Here is a 10965-nt window from a genome sequence, read left to right as displayed (position 1 = left end):
TCGGTGTGGCACACCCCGCACGCCTGGATCGCGACCACGGCCTCACCGGGACCCGGATCGGGGATCACGATCGTCTCGACGGTGACCGGCTTGCCCTTCTCCCGGGACACCACGCCCCGGACCTCCTAAGGCACCCGCTTCGCTCCTTCCGCTCGCCCCGGTTCGATCGGGGCGGATCGAGTTTCCTGGTCAGCTGTTGTACTGCGACGTCAGTTGCCGTTTGTAGGCGGTGAACGACTTGTTCTTGTTGAAGGTGACCGCCCCAACCATGTCGTCGCCAGGTGGCCCTCGACAACGAGGCAACCGGTGTCCAGGTCTTCCTCGATGATCGACACCCGTTCGGACCGACCGAAGAGACCCACCGATTTGATCTTCGCGTCGTACTGGTCGGACCAGAACGTCGGCACCGGGACGTAGGCGACCGCCGCAGCCGGGTCCAGCAGGTTCGCCGCCGCACGGCGCCCCATCTCGGCGGCGTTGGTCCAGTGCTCGACGCGGATCGGTCCGTCGGCGCGCGGATGCGGCCAGGTCGCCACATCGCCGGCCGCGACGATGTCGTCGTGCCCGAGGGCGAAGCAACGCTCGTCGCAGAGGACGTTGCCCTCGCGGAGCTCGAGGTCGGAGTCTCGGAGCCATTCGGTGTTCGCCACGGAGCCCAGGGCGATGAGGACGACGTCGGCCGGGAGGCGGGTTCCGTCCGTGAGGTGGACGGCCTCCACGTGATCCGCGCCCTCGAACCGCTCGACCTTGGTACCGCAGTAGAGCCCGACGCCCTGGTCGGTGTGCAGGCGAGCGGCCCGCTCGCCGATGACAGGGCCGAGGACGGGCATCGGGTGGGAGGCAACGTCGACGAGCGTGACCTCCTCGAGCCCGCGCTTGCGCAGTGTCGCTGCGACCTCGCGGCCGATGAACCCGGCGCCGATGATGACGACCCGCGGCTTGCTGGCCACCGCCTCGCGTAGCCGAATCGCGTCGTCGAGCCCCCGGAGGACGTGGAAGCCGTCCATGGCGGTCAGCTCCGGCCACTCGCGGGCGCGCCGACCGGTCGCGATGACCAAGCCGTCGTAGCGTAGCTCCGTGTCGTCGGCGAGACGAACGATCCGGCGGCCGGTGTCGAGCTCGGTCGCCGGACGCCCCAGCATCCATGACGCATCGACGTCGTCGCGGCTGAACTCGCACTCGTGCGGTTCCATGTCGCCGGCGCGCACCTGCTCGGACAGGGGCGGTCGGTTGTATGGCAGGTGATGCTCGTCGCCGACGATCGACAACTCGCCGTCGAAGCCCCTCTCGCGGAGCTCCTGACCAGCTCGCAGGCCAGCCAGCCCTGCACCGACGATGACGATGCGTCGCACGGTCAGCCCTCCAGTTGCAGCGCGGCGATCGGGCAGATCTTCACGGCCTCGTCGAGGTCGAAGACCTCCGGTGCGGCCACGACACACTCGCCGTGTCCCTCGCACAGCTCGTAGTCGACCACAATCTTCATCGACATCTCGTTCTCCTCTGCGGTGGTGGACACGGGCCGCGTCGGGCGACCTGCGCCCGGCGCGGCCCGCAGCATCAGGGGCGGTCTTCCGGCAGCGGGTTCTGCGACGGGTCCCAGGTGACCTTCACGTGCTCGACACCGCGGTGCGAGATGTTCTCGCCGTAGATCCATGGCTGACCCGCGACGAGTTGCGCGTACGGCAGTCGACGGATGAGCTCCTCGAGGATGATCTTCATCTCGAGGCGGGCCAGCGCCTCGCCGAGGCAGCGGTGGCGGCCCTTGCCGAACGCGAGGTGGTGCTTGGCGTTCTTGCGGCAGATGTCGAGCTTGCCCGGCTCCGGGAAGACGTCCTCGTCGTGGTTGGCCGAGGCCAACGCGATCATGACGGTCTCGCCCTCGGGGATGGTGACGCCCTGGATCGTCACGTCCTCGGTGGTGGTGCGTCGCCAGTGCGGCACCGGCGTGGCGTAGCGGAGAACCTCGTCGATGGCCTGCGGGATGAGCGAGGGGTCGCTGACCAGCATGTCCCACTGGTCGCGGTTCTCGAGCAGGAAGCGGAACGCGTTGCCCGACGAGTTCGTGGTGGTCTCGTGCCCCGCGAACAGCAGCTGGAGCATGATCGTGTAGGCATCTTCGATCCGGAAGAGGTCTCCGTCCTCCTCCTGGAGCCGCCGGATGTAGTGGCTCATGATGTCGTCGCCCGGGTTCTCCATCAGGGCGTCGACGTGGCGTGGGCGTACTCCCAGTACTTCGCGATCCCCTCGGCGTCCTCGACCTGCTCCTCGTCGGTCGGGATGCCGAAGCCGAACTTGCCGTTGCCCTTCGCGTACTCGCGTACTCGCGCACGCGCTCCATGTCTTCAGCCGGGACGTCCATGAGCTGGAAGATGACCCGGGCCGGGATCTCGAAGACGTGGTCGCTGACGAGGTCGCATGCACCGAGCTTGACGAGGCTGTCGAGCTTCTTGCTGACGAGCTCGCGGACCTGGGGTCCGAACTTGTTGATCGTGTCCTCGTGCAGGTACTCGCGCAGAATCTTGCGCTTGACCGTGTGCGTGGGCGGGTCCTCGTCGACGATGCTCTGGTCGACCTTGATGCCGGCATTGACGATGATGTCCAGCGCCGCCGGGCACGGCGGCTTGACGAGGTTCAGAGCGCCCCGCGCGGTGAACTTCTGCGTGCCGACGACGCGCTCGATGTCGTTGATGTCTTCGTACTTGGTGACGACCCAGACGTTCAGACCGGGGTTGTAGAACACCGGCTGCTCGTTGCGGGCACGGGTGTAGTACTCGAGAGCGGTGTGGGGGTTGAGCGGGTCGAAGTTCTCCCCGATTGGACGCTCGACGGTGCTCATCGATGCCTCTCCTCGTGCTGCTCGACAGGCATCGGCCACGGAGCCGGGTGGTGGTCGGGCGCCCCGCGCGATGTCGCGGGCTCGGCCGAGCCGTCCCCGGCCCGGCCTCGACGAGACTGGCCGGGCTGCGTGCCGCGTCACAAACACGGTGCGGCCATCCTGAACTTCGCCCCGAAGCGATGGTGGGTCGTACCGCTTGCCGGGCGATGCTGATCGGCGGCTCTCGCGCTGACCGGTCCGGTGACCGGCGCGGAACCCGTTCCCGAGGTGAACATCGGAAGTGGGCCGCGTATCCGCGACTCGGACGTCGCGGCGCGTCCTGGCCCCCTGGACCTCCGGCGAGACGGACGTCCGTCGCCGGGCGGCGAGTTCGGCTCGTCCCGCGATCGGCGCAGGTCGACAAGATGCGAGCACGTGGGCAGGGGGCGACGCATGAGTGCCGTCGGCGATCGTGACGCGTGGGTCTCGAGTCCATGAAGACGTGCGACGGCGGAGAGCCGACCCGGAAAAAAAAGTGTGCCGGTCAACGGCACGGCCTTTCGACAGCTCCGGTCGATCGGGGGTCTACTGCGTGAGCGGACACACAGGCGACCACGTGATCCAGGTCCCTGTTGTCCGGTCCGACTCGCAACGATGCGGAGGCAACGTGCTGCAGACGGTGCAGAAGATCGGTCCGGTGCTCGACCTGTTCACCGCTGACCGTCCGGAGTGGGGCGTCTCGGAGGTCGCCGAAGGCATCGGCGTTCCTCGGTCCTCGGCCCATGCGCTGCTGTCCAGCCTGGTCGAGACGGGGCTGCTCCAGTGCCGGTCCCGCGGGCGCTACCGCCTCGGCTGGCGGGTCGTCGAGCTGAGCGAGACCCTCCGTGCCTCGGTCGACGTCCGCTCGGTCGTCGCGCCCGCTCTGGCGAGCCTGTCGGCTGCTCTGGGCGAGACGGTCCACCTCGGCGTCCTCGACCGTCACCAGGTCCTCTACCTCGACAAGATCGTCGGGAATCATCAGGTCAACGTGACGGGCGCGCGGGTCGGATCGCACCTCGACGCGCACTGCTCGGCTCTGGGCAAGATCCTGCTCGCGCACCGTGAGTCGGGCGAGGTGCTGCGCATCCTGGAGAGCCGTCCCTGCCGGCGGCTGACCGAATCCACGATCACCGACCCGAACCTGCTGCTCGACGACCTGCGTCTGGTCCGGGCGGCGGGCCACGCCGTCGACCATGCCGAGGCCGTCCCCGACGTGCACTGCCTCGCGGCCCCGGTCCGCGACGACCTCGGTAGCGTCGTCGCCGCCATCAGCGTCACCGTCCCGGCCGGCCGCTTCGAGAAACGTCGGATCGAGCTCCGGGAGGCTGTGATCGCAGCCGCGCGGAATGCGTCGAGCCGATTTGCCGGCGCTTCCGTGCAGACCTCCGACGTCGCGGAGCAGGACCTGGCTCCGGCGTGACCGTCGGTGGGTGGGACTTCTAGCCGAGCTGCCGCTGCCGCACCGCTCGCGACAACGACAGAGCAGAGGTGCGTACCGCGGCTGCTGCCCGGTCGAGGTCCATGCGCGTGTTCCATCCCGAGACCGACAGCCCGGCGATGACCTCGCCGTCCTCGCCGAAGACGGGGCTGGCGGCGCAGACGACACCCTGCCGCGATTCCTCGCGGTCGTAGGCGATCCCGACCGACGCGATCCGGCTGAGTTCGAGTTTGAGCAGAACCGGATCGGTGATGGTGTGCTCGCCGAGCTTCGGGAGCGGACCCTGCAGTACACGGTTGACGGTCTCGGGTGACGAGAAGGCGAGGATGGCCTTACCGATTCCCGTCGCGTGGGCGAGGAAGCGGCCACCGGGCGATGTGGGTAGCGCCGGAGCGTCCGGACCTCGGACGACGTCGAGGTAGACGACCTCGAGGCCCTCCAGGACGGCGAGGTTCACCGTCAGCCGGGTGACCTCGCGGAGGTCGGCCATGTAGGGCCGGGCCGCGTCGCGGATGTCTCGTTGACGAGGGACCCGCTGCCCGAGCTCGAACAGGCGGAGCCCGAGGCAGTAGCCGGATTCGCGACGCTCCAGAAGGCCGACCGCGGCGAGCGCGCGGAGCAGTCGCTGGGCCGAGGACTTCGGGAGTCCGGTCCGCCGGGCGAGTTCCGAGACGCCGAGGGGCCGCGAGCTCGCGGCGAGTGCGTCGAGGACCGCCGTGACACGGCGGACCGAGTCGCCGTCTCCGGCGGAGAGTGGGGACGACTCGGCTTCCACCGCCATTGGGCACCTCGGGCTTCTCAGGAACGGCCAGGTCGTTGTCCCGAGCCGTGTCGTGGCAGTCCTGCCGTCAGCCGCTCACGACCACCGAGCCCAGGTGGCTGAAGTGTGCCGCGATGCGAGCTCCCGCCTCCACCGGTACGGCGTTGGTCAGGCCCCCGGTTAGCACGATCCACCCCGGTTCGAGGGTGTGGCCGCGCCGCCCGAACTGGTTGGCGGCGAAGGCCAGTGCCTCGGCGGGGTGTCCGAGCACCGCGGCGCCGGTGGCGCTGTCCACGACCGCACCGTCGATCTCGAGCAGACACCCCTCGAGCGCCAGGTCCAGGCCGTTCGGGGCACAGGCCACGGAGCCGGTGGCGAACAGACCCGAGGAGTTGTTGTCGGCGATGCCGTCGGGCAGCGTGAAGCCGTAGCCGGCGAAACGGCTGTCGATGATCTCCAGTCCGGCCATCACCACGCCGACGGCCGCGAGGGCCGATGCCGCAGTGACGCCGGGACCCCGTAGGGGCTTGTCGAGAACGAAGACGATCTCGGGCTCGACCCGCGGGTGGATCAGCTCGTCGACGGGTATCGAGCGACCGGCCTTGAGCTCCATGGCGTCGGTGAGCCACGCGACGGACGGCTCGTCGACCTTCATCTGGGCCTGCTTGGCCTTGGAGGTGAGCCCGAGCTTCACGCCGACGGTGCGCTCGCCGCGCTCGTGGCGGCGCCGCAGCGCGAGGTCCTGCGCGTCGTAGGCCGTCGCGACGTCCAGCCCGGGCCACTCCTTCGCGATCGAGGAGCGGGCGGTCGCGGTGCGTTCTGCCTCCAGCAGGGTGTCGACGACGGAGGCGATGTCCCAGGTGGTTCCGGTCGTCGTCACTGGCTCTCCTCCCGGCCCATGACAGCGGTGACGCTGCCGACGCCGGCGATGGTGGTGGCGACGGTGTCGCCCGCGGAGATGGTCTGGGCGCTGGTCATCGAGCCGGGCAGCACGACGTGGCCGGCCTCGAGCTCGATGCCCAACGGGCCCACGGTGTTGGCCAGCCAGACGAGGCTGTTGATCGGGGAGCCGAGCACGGCTCCTCCGGCCCCGGTGGCGGCCACGACTCCGTTGTGGTGCAGGACGCAGCCGGTCAGGCGGAGGTCGACCGAACGCGGTGAGACCGGGGTGGCGCCGAGGACGACCCCACCGGACGAGGCGTTGTCGGAGATCGTGTCGACGATGCCGATGCGCCAGTCGGCCACCCGCGAGTCGACGATCTCGAGGGCGGGGAGAACGAAGTCGATCGCGCTCACGGCGTCGGCGACCGTCACGCCCGGGCCACGGAGCGGGCGTGCCAGGACGAAGGCGATCTCCGGCTCGATCCGTGGCTGGAGGAAGGTCCCCGGGGGGATCGGCTCGTGCTCCAGGAAGAACATGCTCTGCGTGAGATGGCCGTAGTCGGGTTGGTTCACGCCTGCCTGGCGTTGCATCGCCGCGGATGCCAGACCGACCTTGTGGCCCCGGACGCGGTCGCCGTCGGCGACCCAGCGAGCCACCTGGACCTGCTGGATGCGGTACGCGTCGGTGATCGTCGCCTGCGGGAACGCCTCGACGACCGGCGCGACCGCCTTCCCTGCGGCATAGGCCCCGAGAAGGTGCTCGGCCGCGTCGCGGTGCAGCGCCGTCTCCCCGGTCGCCGTCGGCGCGCTCACGCCGGGACCCCCGTGGTGCGAATCGTGGACGGGACGACCGGATGCGGGAGCCCGAGGGCCCGCGCGACGTCCTCCACGCTCGTGAACGGGCGGTCGGGGAGCTGGCGGAGGCGGTTCCGCAGCTCGGCGGATGCCCCGTAGTCCTCGGCAGCCACCAGCAGGTGCCAGGTGCGAACGGGGAACCGGAGCCCGGCCAGCACCGGGCAGAGCGTGGTGAGCGTCGCGTGGTCGGGCTGGCGGCTCACGACGGGACCACGGCCAGGAACTCGCATTGCACCTCCATCGGGTCGGGCAGGGTCGCGATCTGCGTCATGCGTGCCGGCCGGTGAGCGGGATCGGGGAAGTGCGTCGTCCACAGCCGGTCGATCACGTCGCGACTCGACGCGCTCGTGACGAAGAAGGTCATGCGGGCGACGTCGTCCCAGCCGGCCCCACCGGCGGTCAGGATGCGCCCGGCACGGTCGAACAGGTTCGCCACCTGGGTATCGACGTCACCGGGGACGTCGCGGGTGCCGACGTCGAAGGGGACGATCACGCTCGAGGCCAGGAGCGGGCCGATGCGGCTCGCCGGCGGGATGGGGGTCGCGTGCTCACATCCCGGGGCGTCCACGGAGTGCCGCGCCAGCGCGCGCTCGGCGGCGGTCATCCGCGCAGCCTCATGGTCACCGCTCGCGGCTCGGTGAAGAAGTCCCGCGAGTAGTGACCTCCCTCGCGTCCCACCCCGCTGACGCCCTCGCCGCCGAAGGGCAGGCGCAGGTCCCGCTCGAAGAAGCAGTTGATCCACACGGTGCCCGCCTTCCAGTGCGCGGCGAGCCGGTGGGCGCGATCGAGGTTCTGGGTGAGGAGGATGCCGGCCAGTCCGTACGGGCTGTCGTTGGTGATCGACAGGGCCTCGTCCTCGGTGTCGAAGCCGATGACGGTCTCCACCGGGCCGAAGATCTCCTCCCGTGCCGTCCGGGCCTGGTTGTTGAGCCCGGTGATGATCGTCGGCGGGTAGTAGAAGCCGTCCGCGAGCCCGGGGGAGGAGAGCCGCTCGCCGCCGATGACGATCTCGCCACCCTCGGACCGGGCGAGGTCGACGTAGCCGTGGACCTTGTCGAGGTGCTGCTGCTCGATCAGGGGGCCCATGAAGGTGTCGGCCTCCTTGGGATCACCGACCTTGAGCTTGCGGGCCTCGGCGGTGAAGCGCTCGAGGAACGCCTCCCGGATCCCGTTCTGGACGAGCAGTCGGGTGCCTGCCAGGCACACCTGCCCGTTGCCGGCGAAGACCGCCCGCAGCGCGATGGGAACTGCCACGTCGAGGTCTGCGTCGTCGAAGACGATCGTCGCGGACTTGCCCCCGAGTTCCGCGGACACCGGTGTCAGGTTCGCCGCCGCGGCAGCCATGACCTTGGTGCCGGTGGCGCTCGAGCCGGTGAAGGTCACCCGGTCGACGCGTGGGTCGGCGGTGAGCGGGCCCGCGACCTCGTCGCCGCCGAAGCCCTGGACGACGTTGAGGACTCCCTCGGGGAGCCCCGCTTCCAGGGCGAGCTCTGCGAAGCGGGCCGCGGTGAGCGGGGTCTGTGGGGCGGGCTTGAGCACGGCGGTGTTGCCGAAGGCCAGTGCGGGCGCGATCTTCCAGGTGGCGAGCATCAGCGGCGCATTCCACGGGCTGATCGCCGAGACCACGCCGGCCGGTGGGTAGAGCGTGTAGGAGAGCAGGTCACCGTCGGGGTAGGCCTCGTTCGCTGCCATCGCCACGTAGTCGCCGAAGAACCGCAGATTCAGGGCGACCCGCGGGATTTCCGCGTGCAGCGACTGGGTGATGGTCTTGCCGCCGTCGCGGGTCTCGGTCATCGCCAGCTCGTCGCGGTGGGCGTCGACGGCGTCGGCGACGGCGTGCAGGATCGTCCGCCGCTCCTTGGGGGCCATTCGTGGCCACGGGCCCTCGTCGAAGGCCTGACGGGCGGCTGCGATCGCCGCCTCGCCGTCGGCGCTGGTGCCGCGGGCGACCGTACCGAGCAACGACCCGTCGTGCGGGTCGCGGCTCTCGAACGTCTGCCCCGACGACGCCTCGACCCAGTCCTTCCCGATGAGGTGGCGTACCTGCTGGGCCTCGACCGCCGTCATCGGGAGGCTCCCACCGTCGTGCCGGAGGCGACGTCGGAGCGGCCCGCGAGCTCGGCCGCCACATCGATGATCATGTCCTCCTGGCCGCCGATGACTCCGCGGCGGCCGAGCTCCATGAGGATGTCGCGGGTACGGACGCCGTACTTCTTGGCAGCCCGCTTGGTCGGGTGGAAGAAGGTCGAGTACACCCCGGCATAACCGAGCACGAGCGCGGTCTCGTCGACGATCTGCGGTTCGGTCATCATCGGGGCCATGACGTACTCGGCGACGTCGATCAGCGGGAACAGGTCGACCCCAGTGTCGTAGCCGGCCCGCTCGAAGGCGGCCGCGAGGACCTCGGTCTGTGCGTTGCCGGCGCTCGCACCGAGTCCGCGCAGGGAACCGTCGATGTAGGTCGCGCCATGTTCGGCAGCCGCGAGTGCGTTGGCGATGCCGACGCCGAGGTTGTTGTGGGCGTGGAAGCCGAGATCGGCCGAGACCGCCTCCCGCAGGGCCGCCACCCGCGCCCCGGCGCCGCGCGGCACCAGCGCGCCCGCGGAGTCGACGACGTAGATGACCTGGGCTCCGTAGGAGTCCAACTTGGCGGCCTGCTCGGCGAGGGCGGCGGGCTCGAGCTTGTGGCTCATCATGAGGAAGCTCATGACGCGCATGCCCTGCTCGCGAGCCCACCTGATGGGCTGCTCGGCGCAGTCGGCCTCGGTGCAGTGCACGGCCACGCGAACCGTGTTCGCGCCGGCCTCACGCGCGGCGTCGAGCTCGGCGAGGGTGGCGATCCCGGGGACGTAGAGCACCGCGATGTCCGCCGCGGTCACGGCCTCCACGGCCGCCCGGACGTACTCCGGGTCGGTGGCTGCGGCGAACCCGTACTGGATCGACGAGGCGCCGAGGCCGATGCCGTGCGCCACCTCGATAGTGTGGATGCCGGCCTTGTCGAGTCCGGAGGCCACCTGGGCGACCTGTTCGGGCGTGAACTTGTGGGACACGCTGCTCATGCCGTCGCGCAGGCTGGTGTCGACGAGGGTGACCCGGGGGCGCGAGCCGGTGTCGTTGTCGGTGGCGGTCATGCCGGAACTCCGTCCTGAACGGTCTTGCGGGCCATGGCTTCGGCGACCTGGACAGCGGCGGCGGTGATGATGTCGAGGTTCCCGGCGTACTTGGGCAGGAAGTCGCCGGCGCCCTCGACCTCGAGCATCACCGTGGCCTGGTCGCCGTCGACGTCGACGAACCGCAACCGGTACCCGGGGACGTAGGTCTGGACCTTGGCGACCATGTCCCGGACGGCGCGCTCGATGGCGTCGGCGTCGGGGTTGCGGACCGTGGCGTAGACGGTGTCCCGCATGATCATGGGCGGCTCGGCCGGGTTGACGACCGAGATCGCCTTCGCGCGGTCGGCGCCGGCCACGTGAGCCAGGGCCTTCCCGGTCTTCTCGCTGAACTCGCTCAGGTTCTGCCGCGTGCCGGGCCCTGCGCTGGCGCTGGCGATCGCGGCCACGATCTCGCCGTAGGAGGCGTCCGCGGCCTGGTTGATCGCGTAGAGGATCGGGATGGTCGCCTGGCCGGCACAGCTGACCATGTTGACGTTGGGTGCGTCGATGTGTTCGTCGAGGTTGACCGCCGGGACGACGTAGGGCCCGACCGACGCCGGCGTCAGGTCGATCGCGCGGATGCCGGCGTCCGCGTAGCGCGGGGCTGCGGCCGCGTGGACCTTCGCCGACGTCGCCTCGAACACGATGTGGGGTACCTCGGGGCGCGCCAACAGCCAGTCGATGCCCTCGGCCGACGCCTCCAGGCCCATCCCGCGGGCGCGGCGCAGCCCCTCGCTGTCCGGGTCGATCCCCACCATGTAGCGCGGTTCGACCAACTCCGACCGCTGCAGCTTGTACAGCAGGTCCGTTCCGATGTTGCCCGAGCCGACGATCGCCGCCCGAAGTCGTTCCGTCATCTCGCACCCTTCGCCAGCCGACGTCCCCGACGCGAACACCCCACCGACTCGATGTGTCAGCACGGGCGTCCGCCGGAAGCTGGGGCGACGCTAAGCAGCGAACCGTGTGAGGGGAGCCGCACGTCGGCATCCCGGAACCGGGCGCGACCGAGCACGGCGGCCGATTC

General features: G+C 70.0%; 13 protein-coding genes and 1 pseudogene. 2 read left to right on the top strand and 12 right to left on the bottom strand.

Features of this window, described 5'->3' with window-relative positions:
- The 4 genes and pseudogenes from LN037_RS30710 to LN037_RS30695 form a co-directional block, all read right to left on the bottom strand.
- Window positions 1-113 (bottom strand): annotated as a pseudogene (locus LN037_RS30710) (S-(hydroxymethyl)mycothiol dehydrogenase); the annotation flags it as partial.
- A gap of 96 nt (window positions 114-209) precedes the next feature.
- Entirely contained in the window at window positions 210-1352 is a 1143-nt protein-coding gene (locus LN037_RS30705; protein WP_230760671.1) for an NAD(P)/FAD-dependent oxidoreductase, read from the bottom strand.
- Between the two features lie 2 nt (window positions 1353-1354).
- The gene (locus LN037_RS30700; RefSeq protein WP_230760670.1) at window positions 1355-1558 is read right to left on the bottom strand and encodes a ferredoxin; all 204 of its coding nucleotides are present in this window, start codon (window positions 1556-1558) and stop codon (window positions 1355-1357) included.
- Window positions 1558-2196, bottom strand: coding sequence for a cytochrome P450 (locus LN037_RS30695; RefSeq protein ID WP_230760668.1), 639 nt, complete (start codon window positions 2194-2196; stop codon window positions 1558-1560). The genes LN037_RS30700 and LN037_RS30695 overlap by 1 nt, the downstream gene beginning before the upstream one ends.
- A 199-nt stretch (window positions 2197-2395) precedes the next feature.
- On the opposite strand from LN037_RS30695, the gene LN037_RS30690 reads away from it, so the two are divergent.
- Window positions 2396-3049, top strand: a complete 654-nt coding sequence (locus LN037_RS30690; protein WP_230760666.1) for a hypothetical protein — start codon at window positions 2396-2398, stop codon at window positions 3047-3049.
- Window positions 3050-3272: 223 nt separating this feature from the next.
- Window positions 3273-4274, top strand: a complete 1002-nt coding sequence (locus LN037_RS30685) for an IclR family transcriptional regulator (RefSeq protein WP_230760664.1) — start codon at window positions 3273-3275, stop codon at window positions 4272-4274.
- A 19-nt stretch (window positions 4275-4293) separates the two neighbouring features.
- On the opposite strand, the gene LN037_RS34150 is transcribed toward LN037_RS30685, so the two are convergent.
- The 8 genes from LN037_RS34150 to LN037_RS30640 form a co-directional block, all read right to left on the bottom strand.
- A complete protein-coding gene (locus tag LN037_RS34150) occupies window positions 4294-5073 on the bottom strand; it encodes an IclR family transcriptional regulator (protein ID WP_443611907.1) in 780 nt (259 codons plus the stop codon).
- A 67-nt stretch (window positions 5074-5140) separates the two neighbouring features.
- Window positions 5141-5932: a 2-keto-4-pentenoate hydratase gene (locus LN037_RS30670; protein ID WP_372460568.1), complete on the bottom strand. Its 792-nt coding sequence runs from the start codon at window positions 5930-5932 to the stop codon at window positions 5141-5143.
- Window positions 5929-6747: a 2-keto-4-pentenoate hydratase gene (locus LN037_RS30665; RefSeq protein WP_230760662.1), complete on the bottom strand. Its 819-nt coding sequence runs from the start codon at window positions 6745-6747 to the stop codon at window positions 5929-5931. The genes LN037_RS30670 and LN037_RS30665 overlap by 4 nt, the downstream gene beginning before the upstream one ends.
- Entirely contained in the window at window positions 6744-6992 is a 249-nt protein-coding gene (locus LN037_RS30660) for a DUF2795 domain-containing protein (protein WP_230760661.1), read from the bottom strand. The genes LN037_RS30665 and LN037_RS30660 overlap by 4 nt, the downstream gene beginning before the upstream one ends.
- On the bottom strand, window positions 6989-7393 hold the full coding sequence (locus LN037_RS30655) for a RidA family protein (RefSeq protein WP_230760659.1): 405 nt from the start codon (window positions 7391-7393) through the stop codon (window positions 6989-6991). Before LN037_RS30655 ends, LN037_RS30660 begins: the two co-directional genes overlap by 4 nt.
- The gene (locus LN037_RS30650) at window positions 7390-8856 is read right to left on the bottom strand and encodes an aldehyde dehydrogenase (protein ID WP_230760657.1); all 1467 of its coding nucleotides are present in this window, start codon (window positions 8854-8856) and stop codon (window positions 7390-7392) included. Before LN037_RS30650 ends, LN037_RS30655 begins: the two co-directional genes overlap by 4 nt.
- Window positions 8853-9920 (bottom strand): 4-hydroxy-2-oxovalerate aldolase, encoded by a 1068-nt coding sequence (dmpG, locus tag LN037_RS30645; protein WP_230760655.1) that lies wholly within the window; start codon window positions 9918-9920, stop codon window positions 8853-8855. The genes LN037_RS30650 and dmpG overlap by 4 nt, the downstream gene beginning before the upstream one ends.
- Window positions 9917-10798, bottom strand: coding sequence for an acetaldehyde dehydrogenase (acetylating) (locus LN037_RS30640; protein ID WP_230760653.1), 882 nt, complete (start codon window positions 10796-10798; stop codon window positions 9917-9919). The genes dmpG and LN037_RS30640 overlap by 4 nt, the downstream gene beginning before the upstream one ends.
- Window positions 10799-10965 lie beyond the last annotated feature (167 nt).

The organism is Actinomycetospora soli (assembly GCF_021026295.1).
In the GTDB taxonomy this organism is placed as follows: Bacteria; Actinomycetota; Actinomycetes; order Mycobacteriales; family Pseudonocardiaceae; genus Actinomycetospora; species Actinomycetospora soli.
This window is presented reverse-complemented; position numbering and strand designations above follow the sequence as displayed.